Origin of the sequence: Brachybacterium saurashtrense (assembly GCF_003355475.1) — a bacterium.
Taxonomy (GTDB): domain Bacteria; phylum Actinomycetota; class Actinomycetes; order Actinomycetales; family Dermabacteraceae; genus Brachybacterium; species Brachybacterium saurashtrense.
The window spans coordinates 2,886,402-2,911,225 of sequence record NZ_CP031356.1 but is presented as its reverse complement, the minus strand read 5'-3'; the positions used below and the strand labels follow the sequence as shown (position 1 = coordinate 2,911,225).

Here is a 24,824-nt window from a genome sequence, read left to right as displayed (position 1 = left end):
GAGAGATGATGTCCCGCCCCTCCCTCGCCGAGGACGCGCCGCCGGTGCGCCGCCGGCGCGAGCGCCTGGTCGACGGCAAGCTCGTGATCGGCATCGCGGTGGTGGCCCTGCTGCTGGTCGCCTCCCTGTTCACCGGCGTGTACGACGTGTTCGGCGCCGAGGACGGCGCCCGGATGTTCGCGATCACCCGCATCCCCCGCACCGTGGCCCTGGTGCTGGCCGGCGCCGCCATGGCGATGTCCGGCCTGATCATGCAGCTGATGACCCAGAACCGCTTCGTGGAGCCCACCACCACGGGCACCACCGAGTGGGCGGGCCTGGGGCTGATCCTGGTGATGGTGCTGTTCCCGGGTGCGGGCCTGCTCACGCGGATGAGCGTCGCGATCGTGTTCTCCTTCGTGGGCACGCTGGTGTTCTTCCTGTTCCTGCGGAAGGTGACGCTGCGCAGCTCGCTGATCGTGCCGATCATCGGGATCATGCTGGGCGCCGTGGTGGGCTCCGTCTCCACCTTCGTGGCGCTGCGCTTCGACGCCCTGCAGAGCCTGGGGGTGTGGTTCGCGGGCTCCTTCACCTCCGTGATGCGCGGCAGCTACGAGGTGCTGTGGATCGTGCTGGCGGTGGGCATCGCGGTGTTCGTGGTGGCGGACCGGCTCACGGTGATCGGGCTGGGCGAGGACATCGCCACCAACGTGGGCGTGAACTACCAGCGGGTGCTGCTGCTGGGCACCGCCCTGGTCGCGATCGCCACCGGCGTGGTCACGGTGGTGGTGGGGAACCTGCCGTTCCTGGGGCTGATCGTGCCGAACGTGGTCTCGATGATGCGCGGCGACGACCTGCGCTCGAACCTGCCCTGGGTGTGCCTGCTGGGCATCGCGATCGTCACCGTGTGCGACCTGCTGGGCCGCACCCTGATCATGCCCTTCGAGATCCCGGTCTCCCTGATCTTGGGGATCGTGGGCGCGGCGGTGTTCATCGCCCTGCTGATGAGGCAGCGCCGACATGGCTGAGCGCGTCACCGCCCCGGTCAGCACCGCCCCCTCGGACCTCGCCAAGGAGCTCGAGGTGCTCGGCGCCCCGCGCCGCCCCCGCAGCAGCTCCGGCGCCTTCCCCGACGCCCGCTCCCGCCGCCGCTACCGGCTCGTGCTGGCGGCGCTGGTGCTGGCCGCGGCCGGCTTCGCCCTGGGCCTGCTCGCCGTGGGCAACCCGATGCCCGTCGGCACCCGCGGCTTCTGGCTGATCGCCGAGCTGCGCGTCACCTCGCTGGTGGTGATGGCGGTGGTGGCCGTGTGCCAGTCCGTCGCCACGCTCACCTTCATGACGGTGACCGGCAACCGCATCATCACCCCGTCGATCATGGGCTTCGAGTCGCTGTACACCGTGATCCAGACCGGCGCGGTGTACGTGCTGGGCGTGGCCGGGGTGGTGGCCCTGCAGGGCACCGCCCAGTTCCTGGGCCAGGTGGCGGCGATGGTGGGCCTGTCGGTGCTGCTGTACGGCTGGCTGCTGCGCGGGAAGTACGCGAACATCCAGGTGATGCTGCTGGTGGGGATCATCATCGGCGGCGGCATGGGGGCGGTGGCCACGTTCATGCAGCGCCTGCTCACCCCCAGCGAGTTCGACGTGCTCACCGCGCGCCTGTTCGGCTCGGTCACCAACGCCAGCGCCGAGTACCTGCCCTTCGCGATCCCGCTGGTGCTGGTCGCCACGGGCCTGATCTGGGCGAACGCGCACCGTCTGAACGTCATCGCGCTGGGGCGCGACGTGTGCCTCAACGTGGGCGTGGACCACGGCCGCCAGACGATCTACATGCTGGTGCTGGTCTCGATCCTGATGGCGGTCTCCACCGCCCTGGTGGGGCCGATGACCTTCTTCGGCTTCCTGGTCGCGACGCTCACGTTCCAGCTGGCCGGCACGCACGACCACCGCCGCCTGCTGCCCATCGGGGCGCTGGCCGGCTTCGTGGTCCTCTCCGGCGCCTACTTCGTGATGAACCACGTGTTCTACGCGCAGGGCGTCGTCTCCATCATCATCGAGCTCGTCGGCGGGACCGTGTTCCTCGTCGTCATCATGCGGAAGGGTCGCCTGTGATCTCCATCGACGCGGTGCAGAAGCGCTACACCTCGGCCACCGAGACCGTGCAGATCGGCCCGGTGAGCGTGCAGATCCCGGCCGGCGGCGTCACCGCCCTGGTGGGACCCAACGGGGCCGGGAAGTCCACCCTGCTCACCATGGTGGGGCGCCTGCTGGGCATCGACGAGGGCGCGATCGAGGTGGCCGGCTACGACGTCTCCTCCACCTCCTCGAAGGATCTGGCGAAGATCCTCTCGGTGCTGCGGCAGGAGAACCACTTCATCACCCGCCTCACGGTGCGGCAGCTGGTGGGGTTCGGCCGCTTCCCCTACTCCAAGGGCCGCCTCACCCGGCTCGACGAGCAGAAGATCTCCGAGGCGATCGACTTCCTGAACCTCGAGGAGCTGGAGGACCGCTACCTCGACCAGCTCTCCGGCGGGCAGCGTCAGCGCGCCTACGTGGCGATGGTGCTCGCCCAGGACACCGAGTACGTGCTGCTGGACGAGCCGCTGAACAACCTCGACATGCGCCACAGCGTGCAGATGATGGGGCGGCTGCGGGACGCGGCCCGCGAGCTCGGGCGCACCATCGTGGTGGTGCTGCACGACATCAACTTCGCCGCCCACTACGCCGATCACATCGTCGCGATGAAGGACGGCGGCGTGGTGGAGGCCGGCCCCGTCGGGCAGATCATGGACGGCGAGGTGCTCACCCGGGTGTTCGACACCCCGGTGCAGGTCATCCAGGGGCCGACGGGCCCGCTCGCGGTCTACTACTGAGACGCGCGGGCGGGCCCGTCGGCCGGGCGCCTCACTTGGTGGCCGGGTCCGTCCCGCCGCGGCCGTCCTCGCGTCCCAGTGCGTCGAGCGCGGCGACCTCCTCGGCGGTCAGCGTCAGCTCCACCGCGGCGAGGTTCTCCACGATCCGCGAGGGCGTGACGGACTTCGGGATGGTGACGATGCCGTGGGCGAGGTGCCAGGCCAGCACCACCTGCGCCGGGGAGGCCTCGTGCGCCGCGGCGATCTCCGTGACGGTCCCGTTCTCCAGCAGATCGGACTTGCCCTGCCCCAGCGGGCCCCAGGACTCGGTGAGGATGCCGTGCTCGGCGTGCAAGGCCCGCAGCTCGCGCTGCGGGAAGTAGGGGTGCAGCTCGATCTGGTGGATCACGGGGGTCACGCCGGTGGCCTCGATGATCTCGGTGAGCTGCGCGGCGGGGAAGTTGGAGACGCCGATGGAGCGCACCAGGCCGCGCTCCTGCAGCGCGATCAGCGCCTTCCACGCCTCGACGTACTGCCCCTGCGAGGGCGCCGCCCAGTGGATGAGGTACAGGTCCACGTACTCCAGGCCCAGCCGCTCGAGCGAGGCCTCGCAGGCCGCGATCGCGTCGTCGAAGGCGTGGGCGTCGTCCCACAGCTTGGTGGTCACGAACAGCTCCTCGCGCGGGATGCCGGACTCGGCGATCGCGCGGCCCACGCCCTCCTCGTTGCGGTAGATCCGGGCGGTGTCCAGGTGGCGGTAGCCGGCCGCGAGGGCCTGCGAGGTGACGTCCGCGGCGATGTCCGGCTCCACCTTGAACACGCCGTAGCCGAGCTGGGGGATGGTGCGGCCGTCGGCGAACGGGAGCGCGGGGACGACGGGGTGCTGTGCGGGCACGGTCTCTCCTTCTGTGGGGGTCCCCGCCAGCCTACGCGGGGGCGCCGACGTGCCCGGATCGCGCCCGTGCGCCCCGTCGGCCCGCGCCCGGCAGTCCGCCCTCCTGCGCCCGGACCGGCCCGTCGGCCCGCGTCCGGACCGGCCAGGGGCCTCCCGGCGCGGCCCTCTACGATGTGCGCATGACCTCGCCGAGAACGGCCTGGAGCGGATGACCCCGGCCCGCTCCTCGCGGCTGATCCCGCTGCAGCGGCCGCTGCCCACCCAGCCGCCCCGGTACGACCACGCGCGCGGGCACTCGGCGGAGGGGCCCCGCTTCGAGCTCTACGCCCTGCTGGACACCCTGTTCATCGCCGCGGGCGTGGTGGTGTCGATCTGGATCGCGCTGCTGTACCTGGTGGAGGGGTTCTCGCTCACCCCGGTGCGGCTGCTGTACCTGCTGGGGTTCTGGGTGCTGCTCACGTACATCACCCTGCCGCGCCTGCATCAGCTGATGACGTGGATCTACCTGCCGGACTACTTCTTCGGCCGCACCCGCACCGCGGAGGGCGTGCTCTCGGACCCGATCAACCTGGCCGTGGACGGCTCGGAGCGGGACCTGCACGTGGCGATGCGGCGGGCCGGCTGGGTGCTCGCGGAGGAGCGCACGCTGGGGTCGGCGTGGTCGATGGTGCGCTCCACCCTGCTGCGCCGCTCCTACCCGGCGGCGCCTGTCTCGGACCTGTACCTGCAGGGCAGGCGCCACGACTTCACGTACCAGCAGGAGGTGGGCGGCACCACCACGAAGCGCCATCACGTGCGGTTCTGGCGGATGCCGCCGGATTTCGTGCTCCCGGGCGGGTACCGGACGGACTGGCTGGCGGCGGGCACCTACGACCGCGCCGTGGGCTTCTCCTTCTTCACCCTGCAGATCACGCACCGGATCGACGAGAACATCGACGTGGAGCGCGACTTCGTGGTGGACACGGTGCGGTACGCCGATCCCGCCGTCGAGGTGGAGGTGATCGAGGACTTCTCCACCTCGTACCACCACCGCAACGGCCAGGGGGATCGCATCCGCACCGACGGGGACCTGCCGGTGATCGACGTGGCGGGTGCGGCGGCGCGCTCCGACGGCGCGACCGCGATGATGCTCGCGCGGCACCGCCCCACCGGCACCTCGGTGATGCGGTCGCGCACCCGGGCCGCGACCCAGCGGGCGATCGCCACGGCGCGGCGCACGGGCTCGGCGGCGCCCGCCGAGATCGCCGACGAGCTCTCCTCGCAGTGGCAGGAGACGGTGGACGACTTCCACCAGGTGATCGCCCGCGCCGCGGACCACCATCTGCCGCCGCCCACGGTGGTGTTCACCGGACTGCTGGTGCTCGTGCAGGCGGTGCTGGTGACGGCGCAGTGGGTGGCGCAGTTCGGCGGGATGGACCTGGCGGACCTCTACCCGGACATCGCCCTGGTGGTCCCCGCGCCGGAGGAGCTGGTGCTGGCCACGGTGTTCGCGGGAGCGCTGGTGGTGCTGCAGGCGGGGGTGCTGCGCCGCATCCGCTGGTTCCGGATCGCGCTGATGGCGCTGTTCACCGTGGACGCCTTCGCACGGCTGGCGGTGGCGACCTCGGCCACCGGCGACGTCGCGCACTCGCTGCTGGTGGGGGCGGGCGCCTCGGCGCTGGGCGTGATGGCGATCAGCTCCGACGCCTCCCGGCAGTGGGTGCAGACCCTCCGCCTGGACTCCGGCAGCCAGGAGACCGACGAGGACGCGACGCCGGCGACCGAGCCGCCCGCTGAGGCGCGGCCGGCGGGGGAGCGGCCGACGGGGGAGTAGAGTGCCGCCACCCCGGTGCGATCCCTCGCACCGGGCGGCCCGGACGATGGCGCCCCGGCACGTGCCGTCGGCGTCCTGATCCCCTCGGGAGGTCCTCCATGAGCGAGCCCCACGACCCCGACCGCACGACCGACGGCGTCGCCGCGGCCGGTGCCGCGCCCGGTGCCGCCGACCCCGCCGCGCCGGGCGGCGCGGACTCGGAGCAGCCGACGCTGAAGCAGGCGATCACGCCGAAGCTGCTGCTGCTGTTCATCGTCGGCGACATCCTGGGCACCGGCGTGTACTCCCTCACCGGCCGGGTGGCCGGGGAGGTGGGCGGCGCCGGCTGGCTGCCGATCATCGTCGCCTTCGCCGTGGCGATGGTCTCGGCGCTCTCCTACGTCGAGATGGTCACGAAGTACCCGCAGGCCGCGGGCGCGGCGCTGTACGTCCACAAGGCGTTCGGGATCCACTTCGTCACCTTCATGGTCACCTTCGCGGTGCTCTCCTCCGGCATCACCTCGGCCTCCACCAGCGCGATCTTCCTCTCCGAGAACGTGCTGAAGGCCTTCGCGCTGGAGGAGCCTCTGGGGGCGGCGGCCGGGCCGGTCGCCACCGGCATCGCGCTGGCCTTCCTCGCGCTGGTGGCGCTGGTGAACCTGCGCGGCGTCACCGAGTCGGTGACGGCCAACGTGGTGCTCACCTGCATCGAGATGACGGGCCTGGCGCTGGTGATCGTGGTGGGCTTCTACGCGCTGGGGCGCGGCCAGGCGGACCTCTCCCGGGTGGTGCTGTTCGAGACCCAGGACGACAAGAGCGTGTTCATGGCCGTGATCGGCGCGACCGCCCTGGCCTTCTTCTCCATGGTGGGCTTCGAGGACTCGGTGAACATGGCCGAGGAGACGGTGGACCCGGTGCGGAACTTCCCCCGCGCGCTGATCACGGGCCTGTCGATCACGGGCGTGGTGTACGTGCTGATCTCGATCCTCGCCGTCGCGGTGGTGCCGATCGGGCAGCTCACCGAGTCCACCACGCCGCTGCTGGAGGTGGTGCGGGTGGGCGCCCCCGCCCTCCCGATCGACACGATCTTCGCGTTCATCTCGATCTTCGCGGTGGCGAACACGGTGCTGATCAACATGATGATGGCCTCCCGCCTGCTGTACGGCATGGCCAAGCAGGGCGTGCTGCCGGGGTTCCTCAAGGGTGTGCTGCGCGGCCGGCGCACCCCGTACGCGGGCATCCTCTTCTCCACGGTGCTGGCGTTCGCCCTGGTGCTGTCGGTGCGCTACGTGCTCGCCGACGAGACCATCGCGGCGCTGGGCGGCACCACGGCGCTGCTGCTGCTGACGGTGTTCGGCCTGGTGAACATCTCGGTGCTGGTGCTGCGGCGGGACCGGGTGGACGTGCGGCACTTCCGCACCCCCACGGTGCTGCCGATCATCGGCGCGCTCACCTCCTTCGCCCTGGTCTCCCCGATCGCGCAGCCGCTGCAGAACTACGTGATCGCCGGCGGTCTGCTGGTGGTGGGCCTGGCGCTGTACGTGGTGACGTGGCTGTACAACGGCGCGATCCGGGCACGCCGCACCCGCTTCCACCGCCCCGACGACATCGGCCGCCGCTGAGCCGCCCCGTCCCGTCGACCCCGAAGGAGCTCCCATGCCCACCGTCCTGCTGGCCTACGTGCCCAGCGCCACCAGTGAGGCCGCCCTCGAGTACGCCGTCGCGGAGGCGACCCGGCGCGGGGACTCGCTGCTGGTGCTCGCCTCCGAGAAGGGCCTCGATCCGCGCAAGGCCCGCGGCGTCACCGATCCCCGGCCCCTCGCCGAGCGACTGGAGGAGACGGGGCTCCCGCACGAGCTGCGCACGGTCCCCTCCCGGGCGGATCCGGCCGACGACATCCTCGACGCCGTCGACGAGGGGGACGTGGAGCTGGTGGTGCTGGGGATCCGCCGCCGCACCCCGATCGGGAAGATCCTGCTGGGCTCCACCTCGCAGCGGGTCGCGATCGAGTCCCCGGTGCCGGTGGTGCTGGTGAAGCCGCGCGACTTCGTGCCGCCCGCGCGCGACTGACCCCGCGGACGCGCCTGCGCCTCGGCCTGCGCCGGCGCCGTGCCCGCCCGTCGGCCGGACCGTGCCCGCCCGTCGGCCGGCCGCGACCGCCGGCACTCGCGCCCGGGCAGCGCACTCCTGACCGAGCGTTCCGCTCGCAGGTCCCTGACCTGCGCCGACATCCTCGGGTCGCGCAGAGTTCATCTCTCGTTGCCCACCCGGAAGGCCGCTCCTCACTTCTCTGACGCACCGTCATCTCGGCCCTGCGCGCTCCCACGCACGGGGAACCGACGACGGAGAAGGATGTGCCTCCCATGGCTCTGATCGACCTGCCCCTGCTCATGAAGGACGCCGCGCGCGGCAAGCGCTCGGCGGTGACCTGCGCCCTGAAGTGCGCCAGCCAGTGCGCCTTCGGCCCCTGCAACCACAGCGACAACCCCACCTTCCGCGACATCGCCTCCTCCGCGCTCTCGCGCCGCGCGGTGCTGGGCGGCGGCACCGGTGCGCTCGCGATCGCGCTGGGCGGTACCCAGGGCGCCCTCGCCGCGCCCGGCAACGGCAAGGGCAACGGCAATGGGAACGGGAACGGCGGGAAGTCCGGCGCGCTGGCCCCGAACGGCTCCAAGCTGCGCTTCGAGGCCATCGCGCCCGTGGAGTACACCGCCGACGACTTCACCGTCGCCGAGGGCTTCGACTGGCACCCGATCATCCGCTGGGGCGATCCGCTGTTCGACGACGCCCCGGACTTCGACTGGAACGCCCAGAGCGCCGAGGCGCAGCGCCTCCAGTTCGGTTACAACAACGACTACACCGAGATCCAGGAGATTCCGGGCACGAACGGCAAGCGGGCCGTGATGTTCGTGAACCACGAGTACACCAACGAGAACATCATGTTCCCGCCCGAGACCGACGCGGACGACGCGATCGAGATCGGCATGGCCGCCCACGGCCTCACCGTGGTGGAGCTGGAGCGGAAGAACAAGAACTTCCCCTACTCCTACGTGCGCGGCGCCGCGCTGAACCGCCGCATCCACCTCGACGACGAGTTCCAGCTCACCGGCCCCGCCGCCGGCAGCGACCTGCTGAAGACGGTGGACGACCCCGAGGGCCGCACCGTGCTGGGCACCCTCGGCAACTGCGCCGGCGGCCTCACCCCGTGGGGCACCCTGCTCTCCGGCGAGGAGAACTTCCACGGCTACTTCCGCTCCGCGGCCACCTCGGAGGCCGAGCAGCGCTACGGCTTCGCCGATCGCGCCACCGCCCGCGGCTGGGAGTCGAAGCACGAGCGCTTCGACGCCACCACCGAGGGCTACGAGAACGAGATCAACCGCTTCGGCTACATCGTCGAGGTGGATCCCTTCGATCCCACCTCCACCCCGCGCAAGCACACCTCGCTGGGCCGCTTCAAGCACGAGGGCGCCAACGTGATCGTCGCCGAGAACGGCAAGGTCGTCGCGTACTCCGGCGATGACGAGCGCTTCGACTACCTGTACAAGTTCGTCTCCCGCGACACCTACGTGGAGGGCGACAGGGCGCACAACATGACCCTGCTGGAGAACGGCGACCTGTTCGTCGCGAAGTTCACCGGCAACTCCCCGGCCTCCGAGATCGACGGCTCCGGCGAGCTGCCCGAGGACGGCGCCTTCGACGGCTCCGGCGAGTGGCTGCCGCTGGTGCTGGACGGCGAGTCCGCGGTGCCCGGCTTCACCCTCGAGGAGGTGCTGGTGCACACCCGCCTCGCGGCAGACGCCGTGGGCCCCACCAAGATGGACCGCTGCGAGGACGTGGAGCCGTCGCTGCACTCCCGTCGCGTGTACGTGGCCTGCACCAACAACTCCAACCGCGGCGTCGGCGACTACGCCGCGGCGGACGAGGTCAACCCCCGCACCGAGAACCGCGACGGCCACATCGTGGAGATCGACGAGCAGGGCGACCAGACCTCCACCGCCTTCGCGTGGAACCTGCTGCTGGTGGCCGGCGACCCGGCCCAGGGCGATCAGACCTACTTCTCCGGCTTCCCGGTGGAGCAGGTCTCCCCGATCTCCTGCCCGGACAACCTGGCCTTCGACTCAGTGGGCAATCTGTGGATCTCCACCGACGGCGCGCCCTCCGGCATCGGCTACAACGACGGCCTGTTCCGGGTCACTCTCGGCGGCGAGGCCCGCGGCCGGGTCGAGCAGTTCCTGTCCGTGCCCCGCGACGGCGAGACCTGCGGTCCGATCATCCGCGACGAGGACCGCACGGCCTTCGTCTCGGTGCAGCACCCGGGCGAGGACGGCGAGTGGGGCGCGCAGCTGTCCTACTTCCCGGACTACGACGGCCAGGGCCCCAAGCCCACCGTGGTCCAGGTGCTGCCCCAGCGCGGCTGACGCCGTGCTGATCTCGCACTGATCTCGCACTGATCTGCCACCGATCCGGTGCTCCGCCGGTGCGGGGCCGGCGTCGCAGCGACGTCGGCCCCGCACCGCGCCCGAACGGCCCCGCGCGCCGCGAGAACCCTCGCGCCGCGCGGGGCCGTCCTGCTGCCCGCGCTCGGGGGCGTCGGCCGGCGTGCCCGCGCCCGGCCCGTCGGCCGCCCTGCTCCCGCGGCCCGGCTGTGAACCTGCTCACCGGATCCCGGGCCCCTCCGCGGCCCCCGCCCGGGGCGGAGACGAGTTTCTCTCGCACGCGCGCGCGAGGCGCCCGACCGTCCGGAGCGCTCGCGGCGCGTTGGAGCCCGCAGTCGGCTTCGCTAGACTCCCCGCCATGACCCGCCGTGACGCCGCCGCCCACGCACGCCCGGGGTGCTGACGGTGTCAGTGCTGTGGACCCTGCTGCTCCTCGTCGCGACCGTCGCCGTCACCCCGGTGCTGGACCGGCTGATGGGCCGCGCGGCCTGCTGGGTCCTCGCCGCCCTCTACCTGGCCGCCGCCGCGGCGCTGCTGCCCGCCACCGCCGCCGTGATGGCGGGCGGGGCCGGTGACCCGGCCACCACCTTCGCCGTCCCGTGGGCGCCGCAGTGGGGTGTGGAGTTCGCGCTGCGGGCCGACGGGATCGGCATCGTCTTCTCGATGATCGCGCTGGTGATCGGCGCGGTGGTGCTCGCCTACTCGGCGCGGTACCTCCCGGTGGGCCGCAATCTCAGCTTCTCCCTGGTGATGGCGCTGTTCACCCTGTCGATGGTGACCCTGGTGCTCGCCGACGACCTGGTGCTGCTGTTCATCGCCTGGGAGCTCACCTCGATCGCGTCGTTCCTGCTGATCGCCCGCTCCGGCGCGGCCGGGCAGGCCGCCTCGATGCGCACCCTGCTGATCACCTTCCTGGGCGGCCTGGCCCTGCTCAGCGCCGTCACGCTGATGGTGCTGCGCCTGGGCACCACCTCCCTCAGCGAGGTGCTGGCCGATGAGGTCTGGCAGCAGGACCCGGCGTTCACCACGCTGGTCGCCCTCCTGGTCGCCGTCGCCGCCTGCACGAAGTCCGCCCAGTTCCCGTTCCACGTGTGGCTGCCGGATGCGATGGCCGCGATCACACCGGTCTCCGCCTACCTGCACGCCGCCGCCGTGGTGAAGGCCGGCATCTTCCTGCTGCTGCGCTTCAGCCCCGCCTTCCACGACGTCCCCGCCTGGAACGTGCTGCTGATCGTGGCGGGGATCATCACCGCCTTCGTGGGCGGCTTCCTGGCCCTGCAGCAGGGTGATCTCAAGAAGCTGATGGCCTACTCGACGGTGAGCCAGCTGGGCCTCATCGTCTCCCTCATCGGCGTGGGCACCGAGTACGCGATCCTGGCGGCGGTGCTGCACACCATCGCGCACGCCCTGTTCAAGTCCGGGCTGTTCATGATGGTGGGCGTGGTGGACCACGCCGTGCACACCCGCGAGCTGCGGCGCATGCCGGCGCTGTGGCGCACGATGCCCGGCTCCTTCGCGGTGACCGTGCTGGGCTGCATGTCCATGGCGGGCCTGCCGCCGATGCTCGGCTTCGTCTCCAAGGAATCGCTGCTCACCGGCGCGCTCGAGACCGGCGGCCCTGCCTGGGCGCCCTGGGCGGTGGCGCTCGGCATCGCCGGCGCCAGCGTGCTCACCTTCGCCTACTGCGCGAAGATCGTGCTGGGCGCCTTCGTGGACGGTCGTGACGAGGAGCTCCTGGCCCGCGTGGACGGGGAGCGGGCGCCGTCGGCCCCCGGCGCGCACGACGCCACCGGCGCGCTGGTGCGCGCCGAGGACGCCCACGCCCCCGGCCTGCTGTTCCTGGGCCCGGCCGCGCTGCCGATCCTGGTGGGCCTGCCGCTCGCGCTGGTGGTGGGGGTGCTGGACACCCCCGTCGGGCGCGCGATGGACGCGGCCCTGGGCGGCGATTTCCACCCCCATCTGGCCTTCTGGCACGGGATCACCCCGGAGCTGGGTCTCACCGCCGCCGTGATCGCGCTGGGCACCCTGATCGCGCTGGCGCGGAAGCGGGTGCTGCCTGCCCTGGAGGCGCGGCCCTTCCCCGTGGATGGCGCCCGCGTGCTCACGGCGGTGGACCGCCTCGCCGAGCGCGTCGCGGCGGTGCTGGTGCGCCCCATCGCCTCTGACGATCCGATGCGCCACCTGGGCGCGATCCTGCTGGCCTTCGCCGCGGTGGTGCTGGGCTCCCTCGCCGTGCTGTGGGGGGACCTCGCGCCGCTGCAGCAGGGCATGAACCGCACCATCGACGTGATCCTGCTGGTGCTGGTCACCGCCGCCGTGATCGTGGTGGCCACGCGACGGGACCGGCTGGGCGCGGCGGTGGCGCTCTCCGCGGTGGGCATCCTCGCCACCGTGCAGATCCTGGCGCTGGGCGCCCCGGACGTCGCCCTCACCCAGCTGCTGGTGGAGTCGCTGACGATCATCGTGATCATGCTGGTGCTGCAGCGGCTGCCGCAGCGCTTCGAGGCCCCGCAGCGCGACGGCTCCCCGCGCCGCTCCCGCCGACTGGGCGCGCTGCTGATCGCGGTCCCGGTGGGCCTGGCCGCCGGCGCTGGCGTGTTCGCGTTCATGGGCCGGCGCGGTCGCAGCGAGGTCGCCGAGTACTACATCGACAATGCCGAGGAGATCACCGGCGGCCACAACATCGTCAACGTGATCCTGGTGGAGTTCCGTGCGCTGGACACGCTCGGCGAGCTCTCCGTGCTGGGCATGGCGGGCGTGGCGATCGTGGCCGTGCTCTCCAGCGTGCGCCACATGTTCATCGACCCCGCCCGCGCCGACGAGCAGGTCGACGCCCCGCACCTGCGCGAGGAGGGCACCTCCGCGCACCGGGCCATCTCCTCGGCCTGGGGCAACGCCGCCGCGCTGCAGCTGATGGTGCGCGTGGTGGGCCCGATCCTCGCGCTGCTGTCGCTGATGCTGTTCCTGCGCGGCCACAACGCCCCCGGCGGCGGCTTCATCGCCGCCCTGGTGGGCTCCGCGATCGTGGCGCTGCTGTACCTGTCCACCTCGCGGGATCGCCAGATCGGCCCGCCGCGCCTGCCGCTGCTGCTGATCGGCGGCGGCGTGCTGGTGGCGCTCGGCTCCGGCGTGCTGGGCTTCCTCCACGAGGGCTTCCTCGAGCCGCTGCACGGCTACCTGCTGGGCCAGCACGTCTCCACCTCGATGATCTTCGACCTGGGCGTGTACCTGGCGGTGCTGGGCCTGGTGATGGTGGCCGTGAACCTGCTGGGCGCCGGCGCCACCACGGGCGAGAAGTCCGGCGAGGGCACCCGTGAGCGCACCGACGAGGCGGTGGAGGGCGAGCTGCCCGGCCCGCTGGACACCACCCGCGGCGAGCCCGCGCGCCGCCGACGAGTCGGGGTGGGCACCGCGCACCTGACCGCCGGAACGAAGCCGAGGGAGGCCGGACGCCGATGATCCTCGCCCTGACCGTGGCCGTGCTCGTCACCGGCGGTGTGTACCTGCTGCTGCAGCGCAGCATGGTGCGCGCCGTGTTCGGGATGACCCTGCTCAGCCACGCCGCGAACTTCGCCCTGCTGGCCACCGGCGTGCCCGGCTGGCGGGCCGAGCCGCTCACCGACCTCTCCTCCCGCGCCGAGATGGCCGATCCGCTGCCCCAGGCGTTCGTGCTCACCGCGATCGTGATCACGATGGCGGTCACGATCTTCATGCTCACCCTCGCGGTGATCGGCCGGGACGACGACATGACCGCCCATCCCGACACCGGGGAGACCCACGACTGATGATCCCCGCCGTGAACCCCGCCCTGCTGCCGCTGTTCGTGGTGGTGCCCCTGCTGGGCGCCGCCGCGCTGGTGGTGGTGCGCCGCCGCCCCGTGGAGGTCGCGGTGATGCTGGGCGCCCCGCTGCTGGTGGCGCTCGGCGCGCTGTGGCTGCTGGCCTTCCACCGCACCGTGCCGGTGCTCTCCCACGCCGTCGGCGGCTTCGCCGACGTGCTGGCGATCCCCTTCGTCTCCGACACCCTCAGCGCCGTGATGCTGCTGGTGACGGCGCTGTCCACGCTTGCCGCCACCGTGTTCCTCATCCTCACCGGCGAGTCGCGGTACCGCTTCGTGCCGCCGCTGCTCCTGCTGCTGAGCGCCGGCGTGAACGGCGCGCTGCTCACCGGCGACCTCTTCAACCTGTTCGTGTGGGTGGAGGTGATGCTGATGCCCTCCTACGCGCTGATCGCGCTGACGGGCACCTGGCGTCGCCTCGGCATCGGCCGACTGTTCGTGCTGGTCAACCTGCTCACCTCGACGGTGCTGCTGATCGGCGTGGGGTTCGTGTACGGCACCGCCGGCACCGTGAACCTCGCCGCGCTGGCCGGTGCCGGCGGCGAGAACCCGGTCACCGCCGCGGCCCTGGTCGTGGTGCTGCTGGCCCTGGCCGTCAAGGGCGGCATGGTGCCGGTGCACTCCTGGCTGCCGCGCGCCTACCCCGCGACGTCGGCCGGGATCATGGCGCTGTTCTCCGCCCTGCACACCAAGGTGGCGCTGTACGCGATCTACCGCATCGTCGCGGTCGCCTTCGACGACGAGCTCCCGTTCCTCACCGTGTTCGCGGTGCTGGTGCTGGCCACGATCCTGGTGGGCGCGTTCTCCACCGCCGCGGCCACCCGGGTGCGCACCGCGATGGGCCATCAGATGGTCACCGGCGTGGGCCACATCCTGCTGGGCCTGGTGCTGCTCACCCAGCTCTCGGTGACCGCGGGCATCCTCTACCTGGTCCACCACGTGATCACGATGTCCTCCCTGCTGCTCACCACCGGCGCGCTCGAGCACACCTACGGCTCGGGCCGCCTGGACCGCCTCAGCGGCCTGGCCCGGCGCGAGCCGTGGGTGATGGCGGTGATGGCGCTGGGCATGTTCAGCCTGGTGGGCCTGCCGCCCACCTCCGGCCTGTGGGGCAAGGTGGGCCTGCTGCAGGCCTCCTCCCAGCAGATCACCGCCGGGGACGCCGTGCTGGGCTGGGCGGCTCTGTGCGCGGTGGTGGTCGCCTCCGTGGGCTCGCTGCTGGGCCTGCAGCGGGTGTGGCGCCGCCTGGCCTGGGGTGAGGACATGACCACCTACCGGCCGGACGATCCGACCACGGGCCGCGGCGAGGAGCAGCCGCTGCCCGACGAGGTGCGGGTGCCGCGGCGGCTGCTGGCCCCGGGCGCGGCCATGATCGCGCTGTCGCTGGCGCTGTTCGCGGGGATCGGCGCCGTGCTGCCCAGCATCGACGTGGCCGCCACGGACCTGCTGGATGTCGACGCCTACGTCGAGGCGGTGATCGGCTGATGCGCGCCTGGTACACGTTCACCTACGTGCTGTGGATGATCGGCGAGATCGTGAAGGGCTCCTTCGCGGTGGCCGCCGGGGTGTACAGCCCCCGCACCCGCAGCTCGCCCGCGATCGTGGAGTACCCGCTGCGGGCCACCACGGACCTGGAGATCATCGCGATGGCCTCCTCGATCACGATCACCCCCGGCACGCTGGTGGTGGGCACTGCCCACGGCACCCTCGAGGAGGGTCCGAGCCTGTTCGTGCACGTGCTGTTCGCCGAGTCGCGCGAGCAGGTGGTCGAGGACCTGCGCGAGATGGAGCAGCGCCTGCTGCGCGCCTCCCGCGGGAAGGGCGGGGCCGAGGCGGCGCTGCTCCCGCGCCGGTCGCGCAGTGCGGCCGACGAGCGCTTCGCGGACGGGCGCGCCGTGCGTCGGATCCGCGCCGCGGGCCATCGCACGGGTCCCGGCGGGCGCTCCGGAGCCGGTGGGCGCTCCGTGCCGGGAGGGACCTCGCACGAGCAGCCCCGCGAGCAGGAGGAGGACGAGCGATGACCATCATCCTGTGGACCGCCGTGGCGCTGCTGGGCGCCGCGATCCTGGTGGGCCTGTTCCGGGTGGCCACCGCCCCGGATCCGGCAAGCCGCGCCGTGGTGGGCGATCTGGTGTTCTTCTCCGGCATCGGGGTGCTGGTGCTGATCGGCCTGGTGAACTCCTCCGCCGCGGCGGTGGACGCCGCGCTGATCGCGTCCGTGCTGGGGATCCTCGCCACCGTGGCCCTGGCCCGCATCCTCACGAAGGGGCGCCGATGAACCCCGTGCTCGACCTCGCCCTCACCGCGCTGATCGGCGTGCTGCTGATCGGCGGCGCGTTCTGGATGCTCACCGCCGCGCTGTCGATGTTCCACGCCCGCGATTCCTTCAGCCGCATCAATGTGCTCTCCCCGGCCACCGGCCTGGGCCTGCCGATGATCGTGATCGGCGCCTTCCTGCAGCACACCCGCACCGCCGGGCTGGACCCCTTCGTGCTGGTGAAGACGCTGCTCACCGTGCTGGCGCTGATCATCGTCTCCTCCATCGCCTCGAACGTGCTGGCGCGCGCGGCCTACCTCTCCGGCTCGCCCGTGGACCCGCGCACCGCCCCGCAGGACCTCGCCCGGGCGCCGGGCGAGGGGGAGCAGGAGCCGCACAGCGAGGAGCGCTGAGCGAGCAGGCTGCGGGGGCAACGGCCTGGGCGATGCACCCAGGTGTACCACGCGACTGATACGGTGTGTGTCAACTCACTGGTACACCGTGGAGGTTCGTCATGGCCTGGACGCTGCTGGGGATGCTGCTCTGGAAGCCCCTGGCCGGGATCGTGCTCGGCGCGCTCGCGTGGACGGTGCGCCGTCGCGGGCTCCCTGCGCTGGAGGCGGGCCGTGCCGTGACGGCGGCGGTGGCCGGAGGGGCCGTGGTGCTCCTGGCGGCGTACTCCGTGCTCGGGGCGATGCCGCTGTGGGTCGAGGCGCCCCGCGAGCTCTGGTCGGCCGTCTTCGGGGCCCGCTACGCGCTGCCGCTGGTGCTCGGGCTGGTGGCCCTGGTCGCGCTGGGCGCCGTCCGCCCGCACCGCGCGCCGTCCACGGGGGCATCCCTCGCGCCGCGGACCTGGCGCACCTTCCTCGACGCCCGCTGGCTCGCCGCTCTCGTCATCGCCCTCGTGCTCGTGCTCGTGCCCACGCTCGCCGCGGGCATGGCCTCCCGGCCGGACGAGAACGGCGAGTACACCCGCTACGTGGTGGACGTCGGCTCGGGCACGCTCGGCACGGGCATCTACGGATGGCATCGCTCCGCCCTCCCGCTGGTGCTGCTGGTGCCGCTGGGCGCGGCCACCTGGTGGGCCCTGTCCGGGATCGCGCGCCCGCCGCTGGCCGAGGCGGAGCCTGCCGACGCGGCGAACCGCCGGCTGCGCAGCGCGAACGTCGCGCGGATCGCGCTCGGAGGGCTGCTGCTGCATCTGGGAACGATCGTGGGATCCCTGGCGAACACCTCGCGACTCTCCGGCACCTTCTCCGGCGGTGACCGAGGGTGGTTCTCGATCAGCACGCCGTTCGCCGCCCTCTCGGGCACACTCGACGTGCTCTCGGCGGTGGCCGCGTGCGTAGGCTGCGCGCTGTGGGCGTTCACGGCCCTGACCGCCGTGCCCGCGCCGTCCCTCTCCCGCCCGCGTCGCAGTGCGGTCCCGTCGTGATCCTCAGCGTGACCCCGGAGGGCGGGAGCCCCGCCCGACAGATCCACGATCAGATCAGCGGCCTGATCACCACGGGTCGGCTGGGCCGGGGCGAGCGCCTGCCCTCGGTCCGTCAGCTCGCCGCCGACCTCGCCGTCGCCCCCGGCACCGTGGCGAAGGCCTACCGCTCGCTGGAGGCCGACGGACTCCTCGTGACCCGGGTCGGCTCGGGCACCCGGGTCAGCGACGAGGCGGCCCCGGTCTCCTCGACCGTCGCGCAGGCGGCGCGGCATCTGGCGAGCACCGCGCGCGACGAGGGCCTCTCGCTCGAGGACGCGCTGCGGGTGCTGCGCAGTTCGTGGTGACGATGCAGGGGCGCGGCCGTGTGGACGCGGAACCGACGTCCCGTCCACACCACCACCCGTCCACACCACCGCCCGTTCCCGACCCGCCCACCCCGCCCACTGCCTACGCTGGCCTCATGGTCACCACACTCCCGTACGGCTCCTGGCCCTCGTCCCTCACCGCGAAGCAGCTCGCCACCGGCGGCACCCGTCTGGGCGCCCCGCTCCCGGTGGGCGAGGAGGTGTGGTGGACGGAGGGGATCGCCACCGAGGGCGGTCGCCAGGCGATTGTGCGCACCGCGGGTCCCGTCGGCCTCGGGGAGGAGCCGCCGGCGGAGACGGTCACCGTGCTGCCCGCCCCGTTCAACGCCCGCTCGCGGGTGCACGAGTACGGCGGGGCGAGCTGGACGGTGGTCCCCGGCGCACGGCCGGAGCCCGGCGCCGAGGCGCACGAGGAGCTCGCTCCGCTGGTGGTGTTCGTGAACTTCGCCGACCAGCGCGTGCATGCGATGCGCGAGGGGGAGCAGCCCCGCCCGCTCACCCCTGTCGGCCCCGAGGTGGGGTCCGCGCACGGCCCCTCGCTGCGCTGGGCGGAGCCCACCGTGGTCACGGCGCCCGACGGCACCGTGGAGGTGTGGTGGGTGTGCGAGGACCACACCGGCGGCGAGGACGGCCCGCGCACCGACGCGGACGGCGCCCCGCACATAGAGCGCTACATCTGCCAGGTGCCGCTGGACGGCTCCGCGGCAGAGGATCCCTCCGCGCTGCGCCGCGTCACCCCCTCCTCCCGCTTCGTCGCGCATCCGCGGGTGAGCCCGGACGGCACGCAGCTCGCCTGGATCAGCTGGGAGCATCCGCAGATGCCGTGGGACGGCACCGAGCTGCACCTCGCCCCGCTGATGCACGGCAGCGCCGGGGAGGGCGAGATCCTCGCCGGCGGCGCCGACGTCTCCGTGCTGCAGCCCGAGTGGCTCGACGAGGAGCGCCTGATGTTCCTCGCGGACAGCTCCGGCTGGTGGAACCCGTGGGTGTGGTCGCGGGCCGACGGCTCCCGGCAGGTGCTAGAGCGGGACGAGGAGTTCGCCGGCCCGCTGTGGACGCTGGGCAGCACCTGGTACCAGGTGCTCGATCCGGACCGTGCCCTGGTGCAGCACGGACGCGCCGCGACCTCCCTGTCCGTGCTGCGGATCAGCACGGGCGAGCTCACGGCGCTGGACTGCCCGCTCACGCAGATCGGCGCCGCGACGCTGCGCGAGGACGGCCTGCTGGTGCTCGCCGGTGCCTCGCCCACGCAGTTCTCGGCGCTCCACCTCGCCCGGCTCGACCTCGACGGTCCCGTCCTGTCCCCGCTGACGGTGCTGCGCTCCTCCCGGGACGACGCCCCCGATCCGGGCCTCCTGCCCGAGGGGGAGAGCATCGAGGTGCCGCTGCCGGACGGCGGCGTGGTCCACGCGATCGTGCATCGACCCCGCCAGGAGGGCTTCGCGGGCCGCGAGGGCGAGCTGCCGCCGTTCATCGCGCAGGTGCACGGCGGGCCCACCGCGCACGTGGCGCCGGTGCTCTCCCTGCCGGTCGCCTACTACACCTCCCGCGGCCTGGGCGTGGTGGTGGTGAACTACGGCGGCTCCAGCGGCTACGGCCGCGCCTACCGCAACCGTCTGCGAGGGCAGTGGGGCGTCGTGGACGTGCAGGACACGGTCGCGGTGATGGAGCACCTGGTCGCCGAGGGGATCGCCGACGGGGACCGGCTCGCGATCGAGGGCGGCAGCGCCGGCGGCTGGACCACCCTGGCCTGCCTCACCCGCACCGACGCCTTCGCCGCCGGCGTCTCCAGCTTCGGCGTGGCCGAACTGGAGGCGTTTCGCCTGGACACCCACGACTTCGAGTCGCGATACATCGACGGGCTCGTCGGCCCGTATCCGGAGAGGCGGGACCTCTACGTGGAGCGGGCGCCGCTCAGCCACGTGGACGAGCTCGAGGTGCCGGTGCTGCTGCTGCAGGGCGACGAGGACAGGATCGTGCCGCCCAGCCAGTCCGAGCTGTTCCGCGACGCGCTCGCCGCCAAGGGCATCCCGCACGCCTACCTCCTGTTCGAGGGCGAGCAGCACGGCTTCCGCAAGGCTGAGACGATCATCCGCGCGATCGAGGCGTCGCTGTCCTTCTACGGGCAGGTGCTCGGCTTCAGTCCGGCCTGCGTGCCGGTGCTGGAGCTGCGACGGGACGGGGGCCGGGCATGAATCACGCGCAGTCGCCCTACGGCGCGCCCCCGCCCCCGTCGAACGGCCATCAGCCCTCGTCGGGCGCGCAGCCCCCGTCGGGCGGTCATCAGCCCTCGTGGGGCGGCCACCAGCCCCCGTCGGGCACCTACCCGCCCCCGCCCGGTGCACCCCAGCCCCCGCCGGGCCCGCCCCCGGCCGGCGGCGCACCCGGGCCGCGGCGTCCGAAGAGCCCGTACGACCTCCCGGTGCGACCCGCCGTCGCCCTGGTGGTGGTCACGCTGGCGGCGGTGCTGTTCTCCGTGGTCAGCGCGCTCGGGGCCCTGTTCGCGCTGGGCTCCCTGGAGGTGGACCCGACGGGCGAGGGCATGATCGCCGCCTACCTGGTGCTCACGCTGGTGATCGTCGCGGTCGCGCTGCTGACCATCGGCCTGTCCCTCGCCGCGTTCGTGCTCGCGATCGTCGTGGTGGTCAAGGGGGAGGGGAGGCTGCGCGTCGGCGCGGCGTTGGTGCTGGCCGCGTCCGTGCTGGGCCTGGTGGTGTCGTTCTCCGTCACCGGCGACCCCTCGGGGCTGCCCGACGGCGTCGGCGCGTTCGCCACGGTGCTGTCCGTGCTCGACTCGGTGGTCCAGATCGCGCGGCTGGTGATGATGGTGGCCGGAGTGGTGGTGCTGATCCTCGGGATCCGCGAGACGCGGCAGGCGCGCGCGGCCGTGCCGGGGCACGCCCCGCCGCGCTGACCAGCGCTTCCTTGCCCACGGCGCGGCGGGGTGGCTAGCGTGGCGGGCGGTGCGCATCGCCGCGCGCCGGAGAGAAGGAGCCTCATGGACCCCCTGATCACCCGCCGCACCGGCCTCGCCGCGACCGCGCTCGCCGCCGCGGGCTTCCCCGCCCTCGCCCACGCCGCCGGGGAGCCCTCCCCGGGCGAGGACGGCACCCCCGACGGCGCCGCCGACGCCGCGACCGGAGAGGCCGCCGGTGCCGCCCCGGACTGGCGGCGCGGCGGCCCCCACGCCGGTCCCTGGGCCCGCCGCGGCTCCGGCCGCACCCTGCGGGAGCAGCGGCCGGGCGCCGTCGGCCTCGACGCCGACGAGCTCGCACGGATCCCCGACATCGTGCGCGACGGGCTGGAGCACGATCCGCCCCGCTTCTCCGGCGCCTCCGTGCTGGTCGCCTCGCAGGCCGGGATCGCCTACGAGCACGCCGACGGGTACGCGCTGCGCTGGCAGGACGCCACCACGCAGCTGCCCGAGGAGCAGCGGATCCCCTCCCGCACCGACACCGTCTACGACCTCGCCTCGATCTCGAAGATCTTCACCGCCACCGCCGTGATGCAGCACGTCGAGAAGGGGCTGCTGGGCCTGGACGACAAGGTCGCCGACCACCTGCCGCGCTTCGCGGAGAACGGCAAGGGCGAGGTGACCGTGCAGCACCTGCTCACCCACGTGGGCGGGCTGCCCGCGTTCATCAACCTGTACTCGGCCCACCCCGACGTCCCCTCGCGGCTCGATGCCGTGCTCACGGTCGCGCCGAACGCCGCCCCCGGCACCGAGTACGTGTACTCGGACCTGGGGCTGATCACCCTGGGGCTGATCGTCGAGAAGCTCTCCGGGCAGGGGCTGGACGAGTACGTCCACGAGCACATCGTCGCGCCGCTGGGCATGGAGGACACCACCTACAACCCGCCCGCGTCGTGGAAGCCCCGCATCGCGGCGACCGAGTACATCGACTACTACGGCTATCTCGTGCACGGCCACGTGCACGACGAGAACGCGTACTCGCTCGGCGGGGTGGCGGGGCACGCCGGCGTGTTCTCCACTGCCCGCGACCTGGCCGTGTTCGGGCAAATGTTCCTGGGCGGCGGCCGCTACGGGAACGCCCGCATCCTCGAGGCGGAGACCGTCGAGCAGATGTTCACCGACCGGATCGCGGAGATCACCGGAGTGCCGGGCGCGCGCCGCGGGCTCGGCCCCGAGCTCGAGGCCTGGTACTACCACGCCGGGCTCACCAGCCCGTACAGCGGCGCGCACACCGGTTTCACCGGCACCTCGCTGGTGATCGACCCGCTCACCGACACGATCGTGGTGCTGCTGACCAACTCGGTCCACCCCACCCGCGCGTGGTCCACCACCTCGGTGACCCGCCGCGAGGTCTCCACCTGCGTGGCCCGCGCCCTCGGGATCGTCCCCCGGGAGGTCCGCGACGGCTGGCATGCGGGCGAGGAGGACGGGACGACCGCGACCCTCACCCTCGCCCTCGACGTGGGCGACGGCGGCGCGGAGCTGCGCACGGACCTGTTCGCGCACCTCGAGACGGCGTACGACGTGCTGGTTCTCGAGGCCTCCGCCGACGAGGGCGAGACCTGGCTGCCCCTGCCGGGCACCCTGCAGGCGCGGCACGAGGAGCCGGTGGAGGTGCCGGACGGGCAGATCACCGGCTGGGGCCGGCGCGCCGTGTGGGACGGCCGCTTCCCGCTCTCGGACGGCGGCGCGCCGCTGACCGGGGAGGTGCAGGTGCGGCTGCGGCTGAGCACCGACGGCGCCGTGCGCGGTCTCGGCGCCTGGGTGTCACGGCTGCGGGTGCTCGACGGGCACCGCACCCTGCTGGACACGGACCGTGCGGGCGACAGGGCCCAGGTGGTGGCCGACGGGTGGACGCTCGGTCGGTGAGCGCGCCGGCGGCTTGCGCTCAGTCGGGCCCGGCGCGGCGCACTGTCAGGCGGTGACGCCGGGGCCCGTCAGGCGGTGGCGCTGAGCGCCTGCGCGATGTCCTCGGCGAGGTCGGCCGGCTCCACCTGCGGCGCGTAGCGGCGCAGCACCGTGCCGTCGCGGCCCAGCAGGAACTTCGCGAAGTTCCACTCGATGTCGCCGGCGGGGATCCCGTCGGCGCTCGTGGTGTCGGCGCCGGAGCGCGAGGCCGCGGCGGCGCCGGCATGGGGACCGGTCAGCCACTGGTACAGCGGATGCGCGCCCTCGCCGTTCACCTCGATCTTCGCGAACATCGGGAAGGTGACTCCGTAGTTGACCTGGCAGAACTCGGAGATCTCGGCCTCCGTGCCGGGCTCCTGGTGCATGAACTGGTCGCAGGGGAAGCCGAGCACGGTCAGCCCTTGCGCCGAGAAGCGCTCGTGGAGCGCCTGCAGGCCGGCGTACTGCGGGGTGAGCCCGCACTTGCTGGCGGTGTTCACCACCAGCACGACGGATCCCAGGTGCTCGGAGAGGTCCTGGTCCCGGCCGGAGAGGGCGGTGGCGGTGAGGTCGGCGAGAGTGGTCATGGGGCCATTGTGGTGCGCGGGCCTGGGCAGGGGGTGACTGCGCGCCGGCTGCTGACCCGATACCGCCGTCGCCGCCCCTCGACCTCCCCTCCCCATCCCGGCCCCGTCCACAGTGGTACCGTCGCCCTTCTCCTGCACCTCACCGGCGGGAACGATGGGTGCATGAGCAGTCAGCCGCGCACCGTGAGCCCTGGGGACGAGCCGTCGCCCCAGGCGTTCCTGGCCGCGCTGCGCGAGGGCGGGCCGCGGGCGCTCGCCGAGGCGCTCGGTGATCTCGCGTTTCTCGTGCAGGAGGTCGCCGGGGATCCGGGCACGGCGTTCGACGTCGACGGCGGCGAGCGGGCCGAGTTCACCCACCTGCTCGGCGCCCTGCAGCGGTGCGCGGGCGCGATGGAAGCTCTCGAGGCACGCGCGGTGATCGCGCTGCGGGACGTGACGCGCCGGGAGCGGTACGCCGCCGCGCGGGACGACGCGGCGCACGAGGGTGGCGCGGAGCCCTCCCGCACCGCTACCGACGAGCTCGCCGACCGTGCCACCGCGAAGGATCTCACCCTGCTCACCCGGTGCTCGCCCCACAGGGCCGGGCGCACCCTCGCCTCCGCGCAGCGCCTGGTCGACACGCTCCCGCGCATGATGGACGCCCTGCGCACCGGGCAGGTCGCCAGCGATGCCGTCTACGCCGTGGCCGACGCCGCCGCGGTGCTCGACCCGGACCTCGCCCGCGCGGTGGACGGCGTGCTGGGAGAGCGGCTGGCCGACTTCGACGGCGCCGGGGCCCGCCGCTGGAAGGACGCGGTCGCGACGATCGCCGGAGAGCTCGACCCCGAGGGCGAGGCGCTCCGGCACCGACGCGCCCGCGCTCAGCGCCACGTGACCCTGACCCCGGGCCGGCACGGGATGGCCACGCTCAGCGCGAAGATCACCGCGATCGACGCCCGCCGGATCCACAAACGGCTCTCCCTGGAGGCCGAGCGTCGACGCGCCGCCGGAGGCAGGGACGGGCACGGCGCCGTCATGGCCGACGCCTTCACCGAGCTCCTCCTGGGGCGCGGGGACGGCGCCGCGGAGCCGGTCGTCCTCGACGTGGGCGTGCTCATCACCGACCGTGCCCTTTTCTGCCCGGACGCGGGGGATGTCGCCCACCTCGAGGGCTACGGCGCCGTGCCCGCCGAGGCCGTGCGGGAGCAGCTGCGCGCCGCGACCACGGCCCCGCGACGCCCTGAGGACGACCCCTTCGGCGAGGACGGCGACGCCGTGCGCGCCACGCTCCGCCGCCTCTACACGCACCCCACCACCGGTGAGCTGGTGGCGATGGACTCCACCGCCCGCACCTTCCCGCCGGCCATGAGACGCTTCCTGACCTGGCGGGACACCACCTGCCGCGGTCCGTTCTGCAACGCCGCGGTGCGGCACGGCGACCACATCGTGCCCGTCGCCCAGGGCGGCGCCACCAGCCTCGACAACGGTGAGGGGCTCTGCGCGCACTGCAACACCAAGGAGACCAGCACCCGATCGGTGCAGCGGGTGCGG

General features: G+C 72.9%; 20 protein-coding genes and 1 pseudogene. 19 read left to right on the top strand and 2 right to left on the bottom strand.

Annotated features, from left to right (window positions below; translation table 11 throughout):
* Window positions 1-8: 8 nt before the first annotated feature.
* The 3 genes from DWV08_RS13055 to DWV08_RS13045 are packed head-to-tail and all read left to right on the top strand — an operon-like array spanning window position 9 to window position 2,849.
* A complete protein-coding gene (locus DWV08_RS13055) occupies window positions 9-1,007 on the top strand; it encodes an ABC transporter permease (protein WP_115414198.1) in 999 nt (332 codons plus the stop codon).
* On the top strand, window positions 1,000-2,088 hold the full coding sequence (locus tag DWV08_RS13050; protein WP_115414197.1) for an iron chelate uptake ABC transporter family permease subunit: 1,089 nt from the start codon (window positions 1,000-1,002) through the stop codon (window positions 2,086-2,088). Before DWV08_RS13055 ends, DWV08_RS13050 begins: the two co-directional genes overlap by 8 nt.
* Window positions 2,085-2,849 (top strand): iron ABC transporter ATP-binding protein, encoded by a 765-nt coding sequence (locus DWV08_RS13045; RefSeq protein WP_115414196.1) that lies wholly within the window; start codon window positions 2,085-2,087, stop codon window positions 2,847-2,849. The genes DWV08_RS13050 and DWV08_RS13045 overlap by 4 nt, the downstream gene beginning before the upstream one ends.
* Window positions 2,850-2,880: 31 nt before the next feature.
* Here the strand turns inward: DWV08_RS13045 and DWV08_RS13040 are convergent, their stop codons facing one another.
* Window positions 2,881-3,723, bottom strand: a complete 843-nt coding sequence (locus tag DWV08_RS13040) for an aldo/keto reductase (RefSeq protein ID WP_115414195.1) — start codon at window positions 3,721-3,723, stop codon at window positions 2,881-2,883.
* 208 nt (window positions 3,724-3,931) lie between these two features.
* Between DWV08_RS13040 and DWV08_RS13035 the strand changes: the two genes are divergently transcribed.
* From DWV08_RS13035 to DWV08_RS12965, 15 genes are all read left to right on the top strand, one after another.
* Complete coding sequence (locus tag DWV08_RS13035) at window positions 3,932-5,536, top strand: LssY C-terminal domain-containing protein (RefSeq protein ID WP_115414194.1); 1,605 nt, start codon at window positions 3,932-3,934, stop codon at window positions 5,534-5,536.
* A 98-nt stretch (window positions 5,537-5,634) separates the two neighbouring features.
* Window positions 5,635-7,137 (top strand): APC family permease, encoded by a 1,503-nt coding sequence (locus tag DWV08_RS13030; RefSeq protein WP_115414193.1) that lies wholly within the window; start codon window positions 5,635-5,637, stop codon window positions 7,135-7,137.
* A gap of 34 nt (window positions 7,138-7,171) precedes the next feature.
* Entirely contained in the window at window positions 7,172-7,585 is a 414-nt protein-coding gene (locus tag DWV08_RS13025; protein WP_115414192.1) for a universal stress protein, read from the top strand.
* Window positions 7,586-7,878: 293 nt separating this feature from the next.
* Window positions 7,879-9,933, top strand: a complete 2,055-nt coding sequence (locus DWV08_RS13020) for a PhoX family protein (protein ID WP_115414191.1) — start codon at window positions 7,879-7,881, stop codon at window positions 9,931-9,933.
* Between the two features lie 414 nt (window positions 9,934-10,347).
* Complete coding sequence (locus DWV08_RS13015; RefSeq protein WP_115414190.1) at window positions 10,348-13,410, top strand: DUF4040 family protein; 3,063 nt, start codon at window positions 10,348-10,350, stop codon at window positions 13,408-13,410.
* Window positions 13,407-13,736, top strand: a complete 330-nt coding sequence (locus DWV08_RS13010) for a sodium:proton antiporter (protein WP_087486044.1) — start codon at window positions 13,407-13,409, stop codon at window positions 13,734-13,736. Before DWV08_RS13015 ends, DWV08_RS13010 begins: the two co-directional genes overlap by 4 nt.
* On the top strand, window positions 13,736-15,274 hold the full coding sequence (locus tag DWV08_RS13005) for a proton-conducting transporter transmembrane domain-containing protein (protein WP_115414189.1): 1,539 nt from the start codon (window positions 13,736-13,738) through the stop codon (window positions 15,272-15,274). The genes DWV08_RS13010 and DWV08_RS13005 overlap by 1 nt, the downstream gene beginning before the upstream one ends.
* Window positions 15,274-15,810, top strand: coding sequence for a Na+/H+ antiporter subunit E (locus DWV08_RS13000; RefSeq protein ID WP_115414188.1), 537 nt, complete (start codon window positions 15,274-15,276; stop codon window positions 15,808-15,810). Before DWV08_RS13005 ends, DWV08_RS13000 begins: the two co-directional genes overlap by 1 nt.
* Window positions 15,807-16,067, top strand: a complete 261-nt coding sequence (locus tag DWV08_RS12995) for a monovalent cation/H+ antiporter complex subunit F (RefSeq protein WP_115414187.1) — start codon at window positions 15,807-15,809, stop codon at window positions 16,065-16,067. Before DWV08_RS13000 ends, DWV08_RS12995 begins: the two co-directional genes overlap by 4 nt.
* The gene (locus DWV08_RS12990) at window positions 16,064-16,459 is read left to right on the top strand and encodes a cation:proton antiporter (RefSeq protein ID WP_115414186.1); all 396 of its coding nucleotides are present in this window, start codon (window positions 16,064-16,066) and stop codon (window positions 16,457-16,459) included. The genes DWV08_RS12995 and DWV08_RS12990 overlap by 4 nt, the downstream gene beginning before the upstream one ends.
* A 101-nt stretch (window positions 16,460-16,560) precedes the next feature.
* On the top strand, window positions 16,561-17,481 hold the full coding sequence (locus tag DWV08_RS16820; protein ID WP_162801575.1) for a hypothetical protein: 921 nt from the start codon (window positions 16,561-16,563) through the stop codon (window positions 17,479-17,481).
* A complete protein-coding gene (locus DWV08_RS12980; RefSeq protein ID WP_115414185.1) occupies window positions 17,478-17,825 on the top strand; it encodes a GntR family transcriptional regulator in 348 nt (115 codons plus the stop codon). The genes DWV08_RS16820 and DWV08_RS12980 overlap by 4 nt, the downstream gene beginning before the upstream one ends.
* A gap of 116 nt (window positions 17,826-17,941) precedes the next feature.
* Window positions 17,942-20,041, top strand: coding sequence for a prolyl oligopeptidase family serine peptidase (locus DWV08_RS12975; RefSeq protein ID WP_115414184.1), 2,100 nt, complete (start codon window positions 17,942-17,944; stop codon window positions 20,039-20,041).
* A gap of 227 nt (window positions 20,042-20,268) precedes the next feature.
* Entirely contained in the window at window positions 20,269-20,760 is a 492-nt protein-coding gene (locus DWV08_RS12970; RefSeq protein WP_115414183.1) for a hypothetical protein, read from the top strand.
* Window positions 20,761-20,844: 84 nt separating this feature from the next.
* Window positions 20,845-22,689, top strand: a complete 1,845-nt coding sequence (locus tag DWV08_RS12965) for a serine hydrolase domain-containing protein (protein WP_115414182.1) — start codon at window positions 20,845-20,847, stop codon at window positions 22,687-22,689.
* Between the two features lie 68 nt (window positions 22,690-22,757).
* On the opposite strand, the gene DWV08_RS12960 is transcribed toward DWV08_RS12965, so the two are convergent.
* Entirely contained in the window at window positions 22,758-23,294 is a 537-nt protein-coding gene (locus tag DWV08_RS12960) for a glutathione peroxidase (RefSeq protein WP_115414181.1), read from the bottom strand.
* 162 nt (window positions 23,295-23,456) lie between these two features.
* Here DWV08_RS12960 and DWV08_RS12955 point away from each other — a divergent pair.
* A pseudogene (locus DWV08_RS12955) lies at window positions 23,457-24,788 on the top strand (HNH endonuclease); the annotation flags it as partial.
* Window positions 24,789-24,824: the final 36 nt, after the last annotated feature.

Excerpts from the sequence above, each read along its gene's own strand:
- DWV08_RS13055 (WP_115414198.1), top strand. The coding sequence starts at position 9 with ATGTCCCGCCCCTCCCTCGCCGAGGACGCGCCGCCGGTGCGCCGCCGG.
- DWV08_RS13050 (WP_115414197.1), top strand. The coding sequence starts at position 1,000 with ATGGCTGAGCGCGTCACCGCCCCGGTCAGCACCGCCCCCTCGGACCTC.
- DWV08_RS13035 (WP_115414194.1), top strand. The coding sequence starts at position 3,932 with ATGACCCCGGCCCGCTCCTCGCGGCTGATCCCGCTGCAGCGGCCGCTG.
- DWV08_RS13030 (WP_115414193.1), top strand. The coding sequence starts at position 5,635 with ATGAGCGAGCCCCACGACCCCGACCGCACGACCGACGGCGTCGCCGCG.
- DWV08_RS13025 (WP_115414192.1), top strand. The coding sequence starts at position 7,172 with ATGCCCACCGTCCTGCTGGCCTACGTGCCCAGCGCCACCAGTGAGGCC.
- DWV08_RS13020 (WP_115414191.1), top strand. The coding sequence starts at position 7,879 with ATGGCTCTGATCGACCTGCCCCTGCTCATGAAGGACGCCGCGCGCGGC.
- DWV08_RS13010 (WP_087486044.1), top strand. The coding sequence starts at position 13,407 with ATGATCCTCGCCCTGACCGTGGCCGTGCTCGTCACCGGCGGTGTGTAC.
- DWV08_RS13005 (WP_115414189.1), top strand. The coding sequence starts at position 13,736 with ATGATCCCCGCCGTGAACCCCGCCCTGCTGCCGCTGTTCGTGGTGGTG.
- DWV08_RS13000 (WP_115414188.1), top strand. The coding sequence starts at position 15,274 with ATGCGCGCCTGGTACACGTTCACCTACGTGCTGTGGATGATCGGCGAG.
- DWV08_RS12995 (WP_115414187.1), top strand. The coding sequence starts at position 15,807 with ATGACCATCATCCTGTGGACCGCCGTGGCGCTGCTGGGCGCCGCGATC.
- DWV08_RS12990 (WP_115414186.1), top strand. The coding sequence starts at position 16,064 with ATGAACCCCGTGCTCGACCTCGCCCTCACCGCGCTGATCGGCGTGCTG.
- DWV08_RS16820 (WP_162801575.1), top strand. The coding sequence starts at position 16,561 with ATGGCCTGGACGCTGCTGGGGATGCTGCTCTGGAAGCCCCTGGCCGGG.
- DWV08_RS12975 (WP_115414184.1), top strand. The coding sequence starts at position 17,942 with ATGGTCACCACACTCCCGTACGGCTCCTGGCCCTCGTCCCTCACCGCG.
- DWV08_RS12965 (WP_115414182.1), top strand. The coding sequence starts at position 20,845 with ATGGACCCCCTGATCACCCGCCGCACCGGCCTCGCCGCGACCGCGCTC.
- DWV08_RS12960 (WP_115414181.1), bottom strand. The coding sequence starts at position 23,294 with ATGACCACTCTCGCCGACCTCACCGCCACCGCCCTCTCCGGCCGGGAC.